Annotated in this window: 13 protein-coding genes; 3 read left to right on the forward strand and 10 right to left on the reverse strand. The window is 57.4% G+C overall.

What is annotated here, in order from left to right; all coding sequences use genetic code 11:
* Nucleotides 1-183: 183 nt before the first annotated feature.
* Together AAFH99_RS13665 and AAFH99_RS13670 are read right to left on the reverse strand one after the other, a co-directional pair.
* Entirely contained in the window at nt 184-1,554 is a 1,371-nt protein-coding gene (locus AAFH99_RS13665; RefSeq protein WP_369797803.1) for an SLC13 family permease, read from the reverse strand.
* A 23-nt stretch (nt 1,555-1,577) separates the two neighbouring features.
* Nucleotides 1,578-3,191 carry a hypothetical protein gene (locus tag AAFH99_RS13670; RefSeq protein ID WP_406827983.1) on the reverse strand — a complete coding sequence of 538 codons (1,614 nt, stop codon included), beginning with the start codon at nt 3,189-3,191 and terminating at the stop codon, nt 1,578-1,580.
* 174 nt (nt 3,192-3,365) lie between these two features.
* Here AAFH99_RS13670 and AAFH99_RS13675 point away from each other — a divergent pair, with 174 nt between their 5' ends.
* On the forward strand, nt 3,366-4,250 hold the full coding sequence (locus AAFH99_RS13675; RefSeq protein WP_406827984.1) for a zinc-dependent peptidase: 885 nt from the start codon (nt 3,366-3,368) through the stop codon (nt 4,248-4,250).
* Here AAFH99_RS13675 and AAFH99_RS13680 read toward each other — a convergent pair.
* The 4 genes from AAFH99_RS13680 to AAFH99_RS13695 all read right to left on the reverse strand — a co-directional run bounded on the left by AAFH99_RS13680 (nt 4,141) and on the right by AAFH99_RS13695 (nt 11,151).
* Complete coding sequence (locus tag AAFH99_RS13680; protein ID WP_197023804.1) at nt 4,141-4,806, reverse strand: NTP transferase domain-containing protein; 666 nt, start codon at nt 4,804-4,806, stop codon at nt 4,141-4,143. The two genes, AAFH99_RS13675 and AAFH99_RS13680, sit on opposite strands and share 110 nt — an antisense overlap.
* Nucleotides 4,807-4,853: 47 nt before the next feature.
* Nucleotides 4,854-8,870 (reverse strand): translocation/assembly module TamB domain-containing protein, encoded by a 4,017-nt coding sequence (locus AAFH99_RS13685; protein ID WP_406827985.1) that lies wholly within the window; start codon nt 8,868-8,870, stop codon nt 4,854-4,856.
* Nucleotides 8,871-8,872: 2 nt separating this feature from the next.
* Nucleotides 8,873-10,555 carry an autotransporter assembly complex protein TamA gene (locus AAFH99_RS13690; RefSeq protein WP_406827986.1) on the reverse strand — a complete coding sequence of 561 codons (1,683 nt, stop codon included), beginning with the start codon at nt 10,553-10,555 and terminating at the stop codon, nt 8,873-8,875.
* 209 nt (nt 10,556-10,764) lie between these two features.
* On the reverse strand, nt 10,765-11,151 hold the full coding sequence (locus tag AAFH99_RS13695; RefSeq protein ID WP_043318554.1) for a hypothetical protein: 387 nt from the start codon (nt 11,149-11,151) through the stop codon (nt 10,765-10,767).
* Nucleotides 11,152-11,478: 327 nt separating this feature from the next.
* Here AAFH99_RS13695 and AAFH99_RS13700 point away from each other — a divergent pair, with 327 nt between their 5' ends.
* Nucleotides 11,479-11,634: a DUF3149 domain-containing protein gene (locus AAFH99_RS13700; protein WP_081848018.1), complete on the forward strand. Its 156-nt coding sequence runs from the start codon at nt 11,479-11,481 to the stop codon at nt 11,632-11,634.
* 97 nt (nt 11,635-11,731) lie between these two features.
* Here AAFH99_RS13700 and AAFH99_RS13705 read toward each other — a convergent pair whose 3' ends face one another.
* The gene (locus tag AAFH99_RS13705) at nt 11,732-13,705 is read right to left on the reverse strand and encodes an acetoacetate--CoA ligase (RefSeq protein WP_406827987.1); all 1,974 of its coding nucleotides are present in this window, start codon (nt 13,703-13,705) and stop codon (nt 11,732-11,734) included.
* 184 nt (nt 13,706-13,889) lie between these two features.
* Here AAFH99_RS13705 and AAFH99_RS13710 point away from each other — a divergent pair, with 184 nt between their 5' ends.
* Nucleotides 13,890-14,789 carry a LysR substrate-binding domain-containing protein gene (locus AAFH99_RS13710; protein ID WP_406827988.1) on the forward strand — a complete coding sequence of 300 codons (900 nt, stop codon included), beginning with the start codon at nt 13,890-13,892 and terminating at the stop codon, nt 14,787-14,789.
* Here the strand turns inward: AAFH99_RS13710 and AAFH99_RS13715 are convergent.
* From AAFH99_RS13715 to AAFH99_RS13725, 3 genes are all read right to left on the reverse strand, one after another.
* Nucleotides 14,772-15,734, reverse strand: a complete 963-nt coding sequence (locus AAFH99_RS13715; protein WP_406827989.1) for a hypothetical protein — start codon at nt 15,732-15,734, stop codon at nt 14,772-14,774. The genes AAFH99_RS13710 and AAFH99_RS13715 overlap by 18 nt on opposite strands.
* Nucleotides 15,735-15,738: 4 nt before the next feature.
* On the reverse strand, nt 15,739-16,089 hold the full coding sequence (locus AAFH99_RS13720) for a PadR family transcriptional regulator (protein ID WP_043318562.1): 351 nt from the start codon (nt 16,087-16,089) through the stop codon (nt 15,739-15,741).
* Between the two features lie 145 nt (nt 16,090-16,234).
* Nucleotides 16,235-16,705 carry a Dps family protein gene (locus tag AAFH99_RS13725; RefSeq protein WP_043318564.1) on the reverse strand — a complete coding sequence of 157 codons (471 nt, stop codon included), beginning with the start codon at nt 16,703-16,705 and terminating at the stop codon, nt 16,235-16,237.
* Nucleotides 16,706-16,789 lie beyond the last annotated feature (84 nt).

Here is a 16,789-nt window from a genome sequence, read left to right on the forward strand (position 1 = left end):
GGACTCCTTCCGGTCGTCAACAGAATCATGGATAAGCCGACTAGGAAACCCAATTCACGTCAGCAGATCAAGGGATTCGGTGTTTTACAAAACAGACCTTCTTTTTTGCAGGCAATCAGGATAAATAGAGGTCAATAAATCTATAGCCCAACAAATATACAGTCAAATACTCCGCAGGGCCGACTAAACCAGCATTACCCAGCAGACCCCGGCAATGATCAGCGACGCGAGCACGCTGAGCATAGCCCCCTCCCGTACCATTTCCTGAATGCGGATTTTGCCGGTGCCGTAGGCGATGGCATTGGGGGCTGTGGCCACCGGCAGCATAAAGGCACAGCTGGCGCACATCGCCGCCGGAATCATCAATACCATTGGATCAAACCCCGCGCTGCTGGCAACTACCGCGAGAATTGGCATCAGCAGGGTCGCGGTGGCGGTATTACTGGTGATTTCTGTCAGGAAAGTAACCGAGAGGCACAACAGAATCAGCATCAGCCACAAGGGCATGGACGTGAGGAAGGTCAGCCCCTGCCCCATCATGTCACTGAGGCCGGATGCGGCGAACCCCTTGGCGATGGCTATACCACCGGCAAACAGCAGCAACATGCCCCAGGGAATGCTTTCCGCGGTCTGCCAGTCGAGCAGGCGCCCGCCCTTACCATTCGGCACCAGGAACATCAATACCACCGCAGCCAAAGCCACAGTGCTGTCGCCGGCATTCGACACGCCTAACAGTTCACTCCAGCCACCAAACGGCTCGTTGCGAGTCACCCAGAACAGAATCGCCACCGCAAAAACCACCAGGGTGCGCACCTCCTCCGCGCGCCATGCCCCCACCTTGGGCGCCTCCAGAGATTTGCGCAGCTGAATACCCCGAGTCAGCCACAGCGCCATCAGCGGCAAGGTGATCAACACTACCGGCAAACCGATCTTCATCCAGCTGGCGAAGCTGAACTCACGTCCGGTCACTTCCTCATAGATTCCCATAAAAATGACATTGGGCGGCGTACCCAATGGACTGCCTACCCCCCCCAGACTTGCGGCGTAGGCGATTCCGAGTATCAGCGCAACAGTGAGGCGGTGATTGTTCACGCGGGAAAGGATGGCCAGAGCGATGGGCAGCATCATCAGTGTGGTGGCGGTGTTGGAGATCCACATGCTGAGCAGCCCCGCCGCCAGCATAAAACCCAACACCAGCCGGCGACCGCTGGAAACCCCCACTAGCCGCAACATATACAGTGCCAGCCGCTCGTGCGCACCACTTTTTTCCAGTGCCTTCGACAACATAAAGGCGCCCATCAACAGCAGTATCACATGACTGCCGAGAGACGACGCCACCAGCTTGTGATCCGCTACACCAAACACCGGTAGCAGCACGAACGGCACAATCGATGTCGCGGGAATCGGCAGAGCTTCGGTGATCCACCAAATCACCGTAAGCAATGTGATGGCAGCAGTAACCGCAGGCAGGTAAGCCATGCCCAACGCGGAGAGCAACAGATAAAAGCCCGCGCTCAGGATCGGCCCCAATAGGATAAACAGGGATCTCGACATAATGATTCTCTTTTTTATTGTTCTCAGTACTCGGGGTCAGCCACCGCGACCGGGCTTTGCTGCGGCGGTGGTGCCGGCCTTGACTCGGATTCGGGTTCAGCGACGGCCGGGCGGTGCTTTTTCAGTACCAGATCAGAAACCTGCCATTGCGGGATCAACGCACCATCCGCATCACGCCCCTCGATATTCCAACAGACGACATTCACCTGAATGTCATCGACACTATCGCCAGGCTTGAACCCCAGCGTCACAAAGTTGTTGTTGCCGTTTTTGTGTGCCCGGGGTTTCTCACATGTCTCCTCGTGCCGCCAGTAGTGCACTTTCGCACGAATATCATCGGTAGGCCTGTCGGGGAAAAACTCCGGTGTCAGATCGCGGGCGGCGACAGCACTGGGGAGACAGGCAAGCGGCGAGGAAACCACCTCCACCACTTGCTTGCCGCCCAGATCCATTCGGGCAAATCGGCTGAAATGCACATCACCGGCCAGTATCAGAACATCCTGAGGACAGTCGCGCAGTGCCCGCACCAGATCCTGGTATTGGCCGGTATCCGCAAGAGAGTGATCCCCAAACCCCAGGCGCACCAGCAGGGATTTTCCTATACCCGGTTTGCGAAATTGCCAGCGAGCCAATAAGGGCGCCGGTAAAACGAGTACACCTGGACGATCAAGCGTTCTCAGCCATTGGATCACCTGCGCAAAGGTTGCGTCGTCCGTGAAGCGGCCGTCTCGACCCACGCCCCGCTGCAACCGGGTATCCAACACAAAGAAACCCAGAGAATCGCTGACATCAAACTGGCTGAAGTAACCATTTCCCGGTGACTGATACGCATCGAATAATTTTCGTGCACAGGCTTCCCAGACTCTGCGTACTTTTTGCGGCCACAGCACTGGCAGGAAACCAGGAGGATTGGGGTAGTCATTCCAGAACTCGTGGTCGCCGGCAAGAAAATAGTGCATTCCGCAGCGCAACTTAGAGCCAAGCCCTGTCCGCCAGTTATCCCGATATTCTTTGGAAAACACTCGATTGAGTTTGCGGCGGATGGTCTGCCGCGAGCGCAGTGCCAGTGGTGAGAAGTTACGGCTGCCAAAACCCGGGATAACACTCAGGCCACTATTGGAGAAAGCGGTATCCAGATAAACCTGGTCACCGCCGAGAAAAGAGACCTGGGGACGATGCTCAGCCGGCAGTGCTGCCATGGCGCGCGAAAATGCCCCCCTGTCGGCAGGACGATAAAAACAGGTGCCATACCAGACATTAAAACCCTGCGCGAGAGAGACCGGTAGCCCGGCACATTCTGCATCTGCTACGACTTGCGCGACCTCGCTGTCATGAACGCCCCGCCGCCAAAGGGACAGACGATAGTGCAAACCGGCCTGTAGCCGCACCTTTACCAGGGAATAACGCAGATCCACAGCACGGCGGTCAAATACCACGGGAATATCCCGGCAGCGGGATTCCTGCGCGAGGTCCCCGGGTGCTCCCGAGGGTTCCATACGCAACCAGTATCGAGACTGTGAAGCCGTGGTTTCGAAATTGGCAACCCAGATGCAGCCGGTATTATTCCGGTCATATCCGTGAGGTACCAGCTGATACCGCGTATTTACCGCAATCTGCTCGCAGGAATTACTCCCCATTCCTGCCATTTCAGCCAAACCTTTATTCGCCCCCGCGAATTGAATACCCGTATCCATGCCCCAATCATTTCCCTAAGCGCATCTTGTTTTCAGTGGCGCCAACTCTGACGCGGGCAACATGGTCGCAGAATTTCACCGGAGGTCAATCTTCCACCTGGTGCAAGGAAATACAGTGTGAATGGCTTTCTAATCGTCATAATCCTCGCGGTGCTGGCCTGGGTGTTACCCGTTTTGTGGCAACGCTGGCGACGGCGCTACCTGCGTTCCCGCCCCCTGACGGCCCAGCAGGAACATCTGCTTTGCACTACCCTGGCGCTGTACCCCTATCTCCCCGCGCCACGTCAGCGGGAGCTGAAAGAACATATCAGCCTATTCCTACGTGACAAGGAGTTTGTCGGCTGTGACGGCCTGGAAATTACCGAGGAAATCCGTATCGCCATCGCCGCCCACGCATGTCTGCTACTTCTGGAGCGTGCCAACAATTGCTATCCCAACCTGAAAACTGTTCTGGTTTACCCGGATTCTTATGTGGCCGAAGAAACCCGCCACCACGGACATATACAGTCTTCCCATATGAGTGCCCGGGCCGGTGAGGCCCACTACCGCGGCCCGGTGGTGTTGTCTTGGGGGGACCTACAGCGGGGCCTGGCTCAGCCGCAACACGGTCACAATGTAGCCATCCACGAATTTGCCCACAAACTGGATGAAGAAGACGGCTATGTGGATGGTCGTCCACCCTTTGAGAAAAGGGCCGATGGAAAAACCTGGGCACCGGTGATGCGGGAAGCATTTGCAGAACTGCGCCAGCGCCTGCAGGCGCTACATGGCGAAGCGGAAATGGCGGAAGGAGAGCCGTCGGTGGGGCTCGCGGAGAAACCTTCGGTACTCGATACTTATGGCGCGCAATCGCCCGCGGAGTTTTTCGCGGTGGCCACTGAGGCGTTTTTTATCATTCCGACAGCAATGGAAGCGGCGCATCCGTCGCTGTATCGCGAGATGCAAAAATTTTTCCGAACAGATCCGGCCGCATTGCTGCGTGGAAGTCATCCGGCCGATTGATATCGCAGTTTATCGCCGGATCGGAAACGTCCATATCAACGACGCCATCGGCAAAAATTCTCAATAGCTTTTCCATCCCGGTGTTGCGCATACGCGCCAGCGCCGACAGATACTTGCGGCCAATGGCAATAGGGTAACCGCGGGTACCGGCACATACCGGCACGCAGATAGTATCTTCGCTCGAGGATTGCAGCAGGCGAACAAGGGTTTCCGACTCCACGAAGGGCATATCCCCCAGGCACACCAGTACCGCTCTGGGATTGGCGCCGGAGCGTTGCAGCTGCTCTACGATATGCGCCAGACTCGCACCGATTCCGACAGGCCATACGGGTGCGTGCAGCACCTGAATCGGCAGCTTTTTCAGACCATTGGCAATTACTGGGTCACGCGCGCGCAAAACAACCTGAACCGACGCATCTTCAAAGGCACTGGCCGCATCCATGGCGGTCTGCAGTGTACGCAGCAGCATGGGTTCGCCGTGAATACTCGCCAGACGCTTATCACTGCCAAACCGGTGGGAGTAACCGGCGGCTAAAACCGCGACTGAATATTCCATTTTGTTTTCTCCCATCGCTTTTTTTGGTGTTCAATTTATATAGCTGCTCAGTAATCCTTCTTCCACTGCAGCTCCACACTTCCGGCACCGCTTTCGTTGTTGTCTGATGACTTGAAATCCAGACGTAGGTTTTTGCGCAACTCGATCTGCATCTCCGCACGCCATGGATTCAGGGGATCGGTGCTGCGCTGCAGCTCCAGATAAATACGACTGGTGATGTATTTCCCGAGGCTCAGGGAGTACTGATCTTCGCCACTTTCGGTAGCTTCAGACTCGAAGTCCAGGGTGTCAAGACCAACCAGGTCGCGGGTACTGGCAAGGGGGTCGAAACCAGTGCCACCCGTCTGCAGGGTCCGCACCACGCTCACCAAACGCACAGCCTGCAGGGGTGAGATATCCGTCAGAGATTTGCCAAACAATAACTGGGCGAAGATTTCATCCTGTGCCGCAGCGGGATCCGAACTGAATTCAATTTTCGGGTCATCAGTGGTGCCGGAAATTTCCGCGGTTATCTCACCTTCCGTATAGGTATGAACTCCCTTTACATAAATCGCGGCCACATTATTCTCGAACTGTACCTGCCCTTCCTGCAGCTCGAACTTCTTGCCCAGCAGGTCAAACTTACCGCGCACGATACTGATGGTGCCCGAGGCCTGTGGATTGGCAGCGGTACCCGCAATATCCACAGTCCCCTTCAATTCAGAATCGAGCCCCAGGCCTCGCACATACGACTGCTGATCCAGTACCACCTGAATGGCCAGTGCGATATTTTCCATCAGAGGTGGACCACTGGGCTCCTCGGTCGTCCCGTCGACCTCCACTTCGATCACGTCGATTTCCGGTACGCTGCTGCCAATAAAGTGCTCCACCTGAATGGCCAGCGGGCGCAGATTGAGAGTCCCCGCGAGGGCCGCATCAGTGGTGTCACCAGACAATCGCAGATCGCCGCTGACCGCTCCCTTGGCACCGGGCATGTTCAACAGGTGTGCATTGCGGGCAACGAGGGAAAAGTCCAGGGTGGCGGGCTCCGGGCCGTTGAAGCGCACAGCGCCTTCCAGCTCTACCCGGCCGCGCTCCCCGTCGCGGGCGCTGGCTTCCACCACGCGCCAGGCATCCGGAGCCAGCTCGGCCACAAATACTATCTGGCGCAGTCGGGTGTTACTGGGGCGGTGCTCGTAGTAACCGTTGCGGAGGTTGATGCTGCCGCGGGCATTGGGGGCACCGCTATTGCCATCTGCCGACAGGTTAAAATTCAGTTTGCCGCGCATGGTGTGAATTTCCGGGTCGAACAGGGCCCCGAGAGTGGCCAGGTCTGCCTCGCCCCGGGCATCAAAATCAATCGGCAGCGGTGGCGACTCCCCTGGCAGTCTGTCGCGGAACAGCTGCTCCAGAATTGGCGCGATCGCGAGTCTGGCGCGGGCATCGGCGGCTTGGCGACTGCCATGACTGGCCCCGAGCTGCATCTGCAGGTTTTCCGCTACGGTTTCCCACGTGAGAGACAAAACCAACGGAGACTGGACCAGGGCATCGTCCCGCAGCGCCGGTGCACGGCCGGTGACCCGCAGTTCCCCGGCGAGATTGGGCTCGCGCGGCGTACCGGATGCGGTCGCGCGCAGAGAAAGCTCACCATTTTCAGTGATGTCGCCACTCAACCACTCCTCGAAGTCCGCCAGCACCGCCTGTGCCTGCAGCTCCAGGTCCAAAGCCTGTTCACTCAAGGTGCCATCGGCGGTGAGCTGGTTGCGCCCTGCCCACAACAGTTTTACTTCCGATAAGGTAACCGCCGCCTGTCCATAACTCACATCCCCCTGAATATGCCAGGGTTCCCCCTGAAATTCCCCGAGCCCGAGCACGTTCACACTGGCTTCCGGAGACTGGAATGGCCCGGTGAAATTTCCGTCAAGGCTGAGTTCACCGCGCAGAGAAGGAGGCAGGTTTACCCCGACTAATTCCGCCAGCCCCAACGGAATATTGCGCCCGGCCACACTGCCATTGGCTCGCTGCGCCTTTGGCTCAACAACGCCATTGAGCTCCAGCCAGGCATTGCCTCGTTGACGCGCCTGCTCCGCGTCCTGCGCCAGTGCCGCCGCACCCACGAGCCGCTCGCGGGACTGGCCCGCTGATTCCGCCGCAGGCTGCCGGAGGGGATAGTCCTCTTGCGGTTCCACCACCTCATCGGGCCGCAAGGACTGTTCGCGTGCGAACGTTGACGCTCCCGCAGCGACCTGGCCGCGATACAGGTCCAGGCGCAAACGGTCGAAGGTGATGGCCTGGGCATTGCCGGCAGCGCCGCCACGCAGGCGATATCGGTACTCCCGATAGTTTCCGTCCGAGGAAAGCTGCGCGGACATTTTCGGGTTGTCCCAGGGGCCACTCACCGATACCACCGCATCCAGATCAACCTGAGTACCGGGGTCCACGGGCACGTCAAATTGTTCCGCCGGCTGCAAGCCTCGGGCGGCCACGTCCAGTTGCGCCTGCAGGGCTTTGCCTTTCACATCCACCTCGCCACTGCCACTCACCCGCAGCCCATCTCCCTCCAGCAGCAAATCCTGCACGGCAAATTTCTCCGGATCGCCGGTGACATGCCCCTGCACCTTTGCGGAAAATTCCTGGTATTGCACCGCAGTGGATAACTCTACGGCGAACTCCGGATTCACCCAGGGCCCTTTCGCAGAAACCTGTAAGCGTTCCACGGTTCCGTCTAACTCCGGCGGGATTTCGATCTCGCGGGTCTCCTCCAGGGCACCGAGAATACTGCGGATTTTCACCAGCGGAAGTGGCTCCAGCCTGGCGTTGAGGTCGATGGACTCCCCCTTGATGTCCACCAGCCCCGCAGCTTCCACTTTCGCGTCGGCCAGTGACAGCTGAGCACTGCGGATATGAATATCGTCTGCGACAGTTTCCACCTGCGCTGTCAGATGAATCGGTTGCGCCTGATAACTTGTGCGTAATTCAACGGAGCCATCCGCATTCGGCAAGGTCAACGGCCCCTTCACCGCAAGATCGGCAGAAAGCCAGCCACCTTGCAGATACGGCTGAAACGGCTGAGTGATCGCCACCGGTAACCGGTTCAGATTGATCTGCAGGTCCATGGCTTCACCACTCACCCGCCCACGAATGTTATGCCGCGTGTCATCTACGGTCAGAATGAGCCCCTCTGTAGAAACCGACCAGGGAGACAACACCACGTCACTCTTTCCACTCAAGCCAAAGCGGTGGCGAACCAGAGGTAAAGAAAAGCGGGCAATCGTGACCTGCAATCGATTACCCCCAGAGAGTTGCAACAGCAATTCACCGTTGGCGTCCAGCCCATTCCCCTGCGGCAACTGCAGGGTTCGCCCCAGAAACCCGCCCGCCAATTCATTGGCAGACAGAGTGAGTTGATACTGTTCCGTGGATTGCATTTGCCCGTTCAGGCGCAGGTGAAGTTCGTGACCGCCGTGTTCGGCAATATCCAACATCAGCTCCGACGGCTTGCCCGGCCAGCGATAACTGCCGCGGCCGTTCACCGCCACAATCGGAAAGTCCTTGAGGTTACCGTCAATCAGAGTGAGACGATCGACCGCCAGTCGTTCGAGCCAGATAGCCGGCACGGTCGCGTCGTCCACCTCTTCGGCGGCGTCCTCAACCTCCTCTTCACTGACGTGATCCTGCAAATATTCTCCCAGTACCAGGTTGTCGAACAGGAACGACTGCGCACTGATTTCAGGAATATGAATCTGATTGTGTAACAGTGGACGCAACGCCAGGTGTAGGGTGAGGTTTTTTCCCTCCACCATGATGCGCTCCTTGTAGCGCACCTCGAGTAAATCGAACGTCCACTTACCCCACTTGGGGCTGCGCAGACCCTGCTCACGGATTTCGAGATCTGGCAGAAAGTAACGCGCTACGGACAGGCCACCACGGGTCAACAGCTCGCGCCCGCCCTCAGAGCCGAGCAGAAACAGGCTGAATATCAGCGGCACCAGTAGCAGTAACGCAAAGAGAGTCAATCGCGGTCGGTTTGCCCAGAGTCTGCGCCGGGGGGAGCGCGGGGCTTTGGCAGAGCGGGAATCAGCCATGGTCAGAATGCCTGTCCCAGGCTGACATAAATCTGATAGGCGCTGTCGTCCAGATCTTCACGACGATCCAGTGGAAAGGCGATGTCAAAGCGCAGCGGGGCAAACGACGTCATATAACGCACGCCAATGCCTATTCCCCAGTAGAGATCATCAAAACTCGGTTGCGGGTCCGCGTAGGCATTCCCCCCATCTACAAACAGCACACCGCCCCAGGTCTCGGTAAAGCGAAAGCGCCCTTCCACGGAAATTTCACTGAGGCCTCGCCCGCCAATAGGGTCAGACAGAGTTGGGGGTTCACCGGCGACCGTCGATGGGATCAGGCGCCGTGGACCGAGGGCCTGATAGGCATAGCCACGCACAGATCCGCCGCCGCCGGAATAGAAGCGTTCATCCGCAGGAATATCCAGATTGTCGATACCACTGATTACCCCCGCCTTGATGCGTACCGCCAATGTCGGGTCAAAACGGATATCATCGCCCGTAAGGTAGCCCGTGCCCACCAGGGTATTCTTGACGAACCGTGTACTGCTGCCCTTCAGGTCAAAATAAGGGCTTACCTCCAATGCCACGGTGGCTCCGCGGCGGGCATCCAGCAGGTTATCGGTGGTATCGATTTTGATACCCAGGGGAAACGAAAGCAGATTGTAATTCTCACTCTCTTCGCCCTCTTCCTGCACCTTACTGAACTTCAATTCACTACCCACACTGAACGTTCGGTGCTTGGTATGCCGCCGGGAAATGGTACCGCCGATGGTGACGGATTCCGCCTGATAGGATTCCCGATCTTCATTGGATGCCTCAGCGGTGGCCGCCAGATCCTGGTCATCGCGGAAAAAGCGCGGCACCAGTAATTCGCCTTTCAGAGACTGCGTGATTTCGCTGACCCGGGTCTCCACTTCAATTTTTTCCCCGCGCCCGAGAATATTGCGGTGCTCCCAGCCCGCCGATACACCCGCGCCTTCATCAGAGGCATACCCCACTCCCAGGCGAATCGTACGGTGCTTGCGCTCGATCACCAGAAAGGTAACGTCCACCACCCCATCGTGGGGCTCAGATACCTCGGCATTGGCGCCGGCAATAAGGTTTGTGCGCAACAGGCGCAGCTTGGCAGCATCCAGTTTGGCGCGGTTAAAGCAGTCACCCGGGGATAATTTCAATCGCTTGCGCAGGTAATCTTCATTAACGCTGGTGGCCCCGGCAATACTCAATTCCCCAATATGCACTTCCGGGCTTGGTGCCACGCGATACACCAGTCGCGCGGCGTGTTCGCTGTGGATAACGGTCGCCTTGTAGTCCACATCCACATTCAAAAGGCAGGCGTTGTCCGCAAGATAGGTTTCGATTCTTTTGACCCCTTCAGACACCTTTACGGCTTCCAGAGGGTCCCCCACCTGTAGACCAACGCCGGGAAAACCCGCACGCAGGCGTGGCGGCATGTCGATATCGAGGGATTTGATCCGAAACTGACGCCCAGGTACCACGCGATACAGAATCTCGCCGCCGGTAACCGACTGGCGCACCCGACCATCGTAGTAACCGCGAGAGCGCAACAGTTTTTCCAGGGTTCCACGCTCATAGCGTGCGACGTCGTGGGGGTCCTCGTAGGATTTGAGAACACTACTGGACTTGCGTTGCTCGCTCAGCTGATCTTTCAGCCACTCCTGCAGTTCACGGTTTTCGAGCACCCGGACTTTGAATTTGGGCAATCGGTCGAAAAAGGGAAGTGCAGCGGCAGGCTGCGGCAAAAGCAACAACGCCGACAACAGAACGCCAATTACGAGTGGTATGAATTCCGCTCCACGAGCGGGTAAAGAATCGCGCAAGACAAAAATCCGTTTGCCAACCATCCCTACTGCGACGCCGGGAGACCCAAAAAGTTGCTTCGCACCCTGACTTATTGGGCGGCGCGGGAAGGTCTGTCAGCAGGCTCCAATAGCGGGTTGCAGTTTTTGATCACCACGCGCCCCTCCAGCAGATTGCCCTTGGAGTATTCGGAAAAAATACACTGGTTGGTTTCGGGATCGTAGTTCTCTACCCAGAGATTGTCTTCCTTCCAGGTGGACCCCAGGTGGCGCTGGCCGTCTGGCACGCTGATGTACATGACACCGCCAAAACGCTTTACGAAGACCTGTTCGAAGTGGAAGTAGTAGGCAAGCCAGCCGGACAGGAAAACAATGGCGCCGACGACAGCCCCTTTGCCCAGGCTGCCAAGTCGACTACCGGCAAACAGACAGAGCACCACCAGGGAAATGACTGCGGCCCAGTAGAGATAGGTAATCATGCGGATCTTCCGTGAATTTATTCAGTTTATAGGCGTGGAATCACTACTCCACAGGGTAGCGCAGTTTGGCGGATAGGACATGCCGAGAGCAAGTGGAAGCGGGGGTAAATGACCAGTGAATCTTCATTTTCCCGCTGAATGGGGCGGAGGGCTCGGTAGCACATCTCAACGGGGTTTTCGGCGAGCGCCTATTGAGCTGTCGATTGATTCAGATCAAGAGCGGCGACACGCCGCACTTTAGACTGGCGGCAACTTAGCAAGAGCAGTGAGGCTACCTAGCGCTGAGACTGCTATCCAGACCTATCGCCCCCCTTGAGGAGCCCGAAAATGGACGCAATGATCGACCTTTTCACCAGTTTTTCCGGCCTGTTGAGCCTCGGTATTATCGCATTCGTGTGCCTGATGGGTGGCTATATCACTCGTATGGCTTTACGTAAAATGAATGAGGAACTTTCCCGCCAACCGCAAAAGGCTGCTCACTGATACTGACGGCGACTCGCCGGGCGAGCACCCGCTTTACCCGGCGTTACCTGTTGGCGCCTGCCCTCTGCAACTTGCCCTCCGTACACAAAGACCACGTTTAATCTCCGGCCAGTTCCGGCAAGTCCTCGAACAATTTCAGGGCTTGCGGATTCGCCAGCGCTTCCTGATTCTTCACCGGCTTGCCGTGTACCACATTTCGCACTGCCAGCTCCACAATCTTGCCGCTGATGGTGCGGGGGATATCGGCCACCTGAATCACCTTCGCCGGCACATGGCGAGGGGTGGTATTAGCGCGAATGGTGGTGCGGATTTTCTGGATGAGGTCGTCGTCCAGGCTAACCCCTTCCCGCAACACCACAAACAGTACGACACGTACGTCATCGCGCCAATCCTGACCGATACAGATACTGTCCAGTACCTCTTCCACTTTTTCCACCTGCCGGTAGATTTCCGCGGTGCCAATACGTACCCCACCAGGGTTCAAAACGGCGTCGGAGCGACCGTAGATGATCACTCCTCCGTGCTCGGTAATTTCCGCGTAGTCGCCGTGAGCCCAGACACCGGGCCAGCTCTCAAAGTAGGCCCCGTGGTACTTGCTGCCGTCGTCATCGTTCCAGAAGCCGATCGGCATACAGGGAAAAGACGTGGCACACACCAGCTCGCCCTTCTCCTCCTGCACCGATTTGCCATCATCGTTCCAAACCTGCACAGCCATTCCCAGGCCGCGGCACTGCAGCTCACCGGGGTACACAGGCAGTGTCGGATTACCCAGGGCAAAACAGGAGACGATATCGGTACCACCAGAAATGGAACTCAGGCACAGATCCGCCTTGATGTCCCGGTAAACGTAGCGGAACCCCTCGTGGGCCAGTGGTGAACCGGTGGAGAGTACCGCACGCAGCTGCTCAAGCCGATGGGATTCACCGGGTTTGCAGCCGGCCTTTTCCAGGGCGGCGATGTACTTGGCGCTGGTACCGAAAACACTGATACCTTCCTCATCGGCCATATCCCACAGGCACTGGGCCGCCGGATAAAACGGCGAGCCATCATAGAGCACCAGCGTGGCGCCGCAGGCGAGCCCGCTAACCAGCCAGTTCCACATCATCCAGCCACAGGTTGTGAAATAGAACAGCGTATCGTCGCGGGAAATGTCCGTGTGCAGGCGGTGCTCTTTGATGTGCTGCAGTAAGGTGCCGCCAACCCCGTGCACAATGCACTTGGGTACCCCGGTGGTGCCGGATGAGTACATGATATACAGGGGATGATTGAATTCGGTCTGCACAAATGTCAACGCACGTGCGGGAGCCGCATTCACAAAGTGATCGAGACTGATGGCGCGATCCACAGCCGCGATAGCGGTTTCCGTCTGCTCCGGCGAACGCGCCACCGGCACGACGACCAACTGCTGAATGGAATCGATCTGATCGACGATCTGTTCAAGGCGCGGCAGAGAGTCAATCGTCTTGCCATTGTAGAAATAACCTTCGCAGGCGAACAGAATCTTCGGCGCGACCTGACCAAACCGGTCGAGCACGCCATTGATGCCAAAGTCTGGGGAGCAGGACGTCCAGATGGCCCCGAGACTGGTAGTGGCTAGCATTGCCACTACGGTGTCGATGATATTGGGCATAAATCCCGCGACCCGGTCGCCCGTTTCTACACCGGCACCGGCGAGCGCCGCCGCCAGCCGCTCTACCCGCTCGAACAGTTTCCGGTAGCTCAGCTCGCGGCGGCCACCATTTTCCAGACGCTCGATCAGCGCCACCCGGTCATCGCGAAAACGCAACAGGTTTTCGGCGAAATTGAGCCGCGCATCGGGAAACCACTCGGCACCAGGCATGGTGTCTTTGCCCAGAATCCGCTCGCCCCGCTCACTGGCGATCACTTCCCCGAAGTCCCACAGCTGGCGCCAGAAGGTCTCGCGATTATCCACAGACCACTGGTGCAGGGCGTGGTAGTCCGGCAGTGACTGCTGATGGACTTCGTTCACCTGACGGCGAAATTGATCCATCTGGGTCGCGGCGATCGCCTCTTCCGTTGGCTGCCAAAGGGGTTGTACTGGGTTACTCATTTCGGCGGGCTCTCTCATTTTTCTGCTGTTCGGTTGGCTGTCTGTATGGTTGACCATTATTGGCCGTCTCGCCATGTGGACAATCATGCCTTGGTCTAACATTTAAGACTAATTTAAACTTATTAACATTTAATAAGTTTTTATTAACCATAAGATTCCACCTCTGAGTCACCGGATTGCCTGCATGAGCACCACTATCAAACAGCTGCGCGCCTTTGTGGCCGTCGCCAGAACCCGCAGCCTGGCGGAGGCCAGCGCTCAACTGCACGTTTCGCAGCCGGCCATTTCCATCGCCCTTCGTACCCTGGAAGAGTCCCTGGGCGGCGCCCTGTTCAGTCGCGACGGTCGGCAGCTGGTTCTCACACCGGAGGGCACCGCGTTTGTAGAGCGCGCCCAACAGCTCCTCCACAACTGGGACAACACGTTGGATGCAGTGCAGCAGCGATTCCGCCTGCAACAGGGCCAGCTCTCCATCGCCGCCATACCGGCATTTGCCCTGAACCGGTTACCCGACCTGTTACAGTTGTTTCATCAGCAGCACCCGGACATCAATATCGTGCTGGAAGATATTGTGATGGAGCGAGTAGAGCGCGCGGTTCAGGAAGGGCGCGCAGAACTTGGGTTCAGCTTTCGTCCCGAGGACCTGGGCAACTTGAGCTTCACCCCCATTGCCGATGATCGCTTTGTCGCCGTGCTCCCCGATACGCACCCGCTGACCGACAACAAGGTTGTGCACTGGCAGGACCTGGCAAGAGAACGGTTTATCGCGATGAATCGGGGATCTGCAGTACGCCGCTGGACCGACGCAGCCTTTCAACAAAGCTCGGCCCCGGGCACAACAGCCCCGCGACTGCTGTGTGAAGCCAACCAGCTCAGCACCATAGGCCGACTGGTTCAGAGTGGTTTGGGAGTAAGCGCGGTACCCAGTATGTGTGAGGCGCAGATGCACGCATACGGACTGCGATGCCGCCCCCTGGCAGACCCGGTAGTGATGCATCCAGTGGGTGCGCTCACGCGAAAGACCGGCGCTCTTTCCACACCAGCACAGGCGTTTTTGAGAATTGCCCTAGACGCTGGCGGGTGATCGCGCCTGCACCAGATTGCGCAGATTTCCAAACAGGTCCCAGGCGGTAATGGCAATCACCACACCGACGGCCACTTGCCATCCCCCCTGACTGGACTGCCAGAGATCACCGCTGCCCCATTCGATAGAAAGTGGTGCCGGCAAGCTGAGAAGAACGGCCAGAAGTACCAGCCAGAAAATATTCAACGCCCCGTTGATCAACAAGCGCGGGCGGGTCCAGAACGGCGAAAACAACTTGTGAAGCGCAATCAGCACGCTGGCGCCCAACGCGATATTGAGCCAGGGCAACAGGGATTGCAGGGCCGGTGACAACATCACAGTGAACCCGCCCACCGCCCCGTCGCCAAAAAGCCAGGTATCGTTCAACCAGGCCATGGCCAAAAGCGTCACCACGAATTCCACTGAGGAATCGAAGCGTTTAATACGCTGACCATTATCCACTACGTGGGGCATTGAGCGAGGGTCCCAGCGAGAAAAAACCTGGCGGTAGCCGAGCCCTTCACCAGTGAGATAAAACACCAGGGTTACCCAGGCAAAAGCATGGATTCCGCTCTCATAAAAACGGGCAAACCAACCGATAGCAGCGCCAATCAGATTGGGTTGTTCCTCCACATACAGTCCGGCGACGGTCTCGATCGCGGAAATAATGACAAGGATCAACAATGTCCACTTCAGTACCTGCATATAAACAGGGAACAGAGGTGCACTCACCAGAGCCCGACGTGGCTGATAATCCGCCGCCACGGCCATGGGGTGCCCTCGTTGCTTTAACAGATCGAGAATTTCCGTCTCGTAAAGAGAGCGTTTGAGTGACGCCTGCAGATCATCCCGCTGATCCAGTAAATCAGATAACAACTCACTCCCGACATCCTCACGCAGATGGGCGGGCAAGTGGGTTCGGACATTGTCCACGTAGCGCTGAATCCAGTTAGTCTGACTCGCCATCAAATCAATCTCCATGTCCCGTTTTCTTTGCCAGCTGTCCGATTACCCGATTAAGGCTCTGCCATTCATCACGCATTGCCGCCAGAACCACCTCACCGCCTTGATCCCTTTGATAGAAGCGCCGCTTGCGGCCATCTTCCTCCTGCCAGTAGCTGGACAGCAACCCCTGCCCCTCCAGGCGACGCAACAGTGGATACAGTGTTCCCTCGTCAATCTCCAGGCCTTGCGCGGCCAGCTTCTTGCGCAGGGAATAGCCGTAATGGGGCTCTCCCAGCGCCAGTAATACCGCCAGGGTAAGCGCCCCACGGCGCACCTCCATTACGATTCGCTGGAGCTTTTCCGGCGCCTCTGTCATTCAACCAACACCCATACTGTGCCATACACAGTAAATACTGTGCAACACACAGTATAAAAATGCAAGGTGTCCCCACGTACGACAGAATCAGCGGACATAAAAAAACCGGCCTGAGGCCGGTTTTCCGTTCGCTGAAGCACTCTGCTTACTGTGCAGTGGCACGCAGCATCCAGGCTGTCTTCTCATGGACGCGCATGCGGTCTCCCACCAGCGCCGCAGTGGATTCGTCATCGGCCTCCTGGGCGGCTTTCAATACTTCGCGACAGGTTTTTACGACCTGTTCGTGGCCCTGGGTAAGGATGCGCACCATTTCCTCTGCCGCCGGCACGTCTTCCACCTCTTTGATGGAACTGAGGTCGGCGAATGCTTTGTAGGTGCCCGGAGCCACCACATCCAGGGTACGAATTCGCTCGGCGATATCGTCCACCGCTGTCGCCAGCTCAGTGTAGTGTTCCTCGAACATCAGGTGCAGCTCCCGAAACAGACGGCCGGTGACGTTCCAGTGGAAGTTGTGGGTCTGCAGGTAAAGGGTGTATGAGTCCGCCAATAGACGCTTCAAACCCTGTGCAACCTGCTCGCGATCCTTTTCACCGATACCGATATCAATATTGCTCATTAGCAACCTCTTTTGTGGTTCGAGTTAAATCCATTTCAGCGAGGCAGGATGAAAAAACGCGCCTGTTGCGGCTCGCCTTCCCCG

Source organism: Microbulbifer sp. ARAS458-1 (assembly GCF_045348205.1).
GTDB lineage: Bacteria > Pseudomonadota > Gammaproteobacteria > Pseudomonadales > Cellvibrionaceae > Microbulbifer.

Excerpts from the sequence above, each read along its gene's own strand:
- AAFH99_RS13665 (WP_369797803.1), bottom strand. The coding sequence starts at position 1,554 with ATGTCGAGATCCCTGTTTATCCTATTGGGGCCGATCCTGAGCGCGGGC.
- AAFH99_RS13670 (WP_406827983.1), bottom strand. The coding sequence starts at position 3,191 with ATGGGGAGTAATTCCTGCGAGCAGATTGCGGTAAATACGCGGTATCAG.
- AAFH99_RS13680 (WP_197023804.1), bottom strand. The coding sequence starts at position 4,806 with ATGGAATATTCAGTCGCGGTTTTAGCCGCCGGTTACTCCCACCGGTTT.
- AAFH99_RS13685 (WP_406827985.1), bottom strand. The coding sequence starts at position 8,870 with ATGGCTGATTCCCGCTCTGCCAAAGCCCCGCGCTCCCCCCGGCGCAGA.
- AAFH99_RS13695 (WP_043318554.1), bottom strand. The coding sequence starts at position 11,151 with ATGATTACCTATCTCTACTGGGCCGCAGTCATTTCCCTGGTGGTGCTC.
- AAFH99_RS13700 (WP_081848018.1), top strand. The coding sequence starts at position 11,479 with ATGGACGCAATGATCGACCTTTTCACCAGTTTTTCCGGCCTGTTGAGC.
- AAFH99_RS13705 (WP_406827987.1), bottom strand. The coding sequence starts at position 13,705 with ATGAGTAACCCAGTACAACCCCTTTGGCAGCCAACGGAAGAGGCGATC.
- AAFH99_RS13710 (WP_406827988.1), top strand. The coding sequence starts at position 13,890 with ATGAGCACCACTATCAAACAGCTGCGCGCCTTTGTGGCCGTCGCCAGA.
- AAFH99_RS13715 (WP_406827989.1), bottom strand. The coding sequence starts at position 15,734 with ATGGCGAGTCAGACTAACTGGATTCAGCGCTACGTGGACAATGTCCGA.
- AAFH99_RS13720 (WP_043318562.1), bottom strand. The coding sequence starts at position 16,089 with ATGACAGAGGCGCCGGAAAAGCTCCAGCGAATCGTAATGGAGGTGCGC.
- AAFH99_RS13725 (WP_043318564.1), bottom strand. The coding sequence starts at position 16,705 with ATGAGCAATATTGATATCGGTATCGGTGAAAAGGATCGCGAGCAGGTT.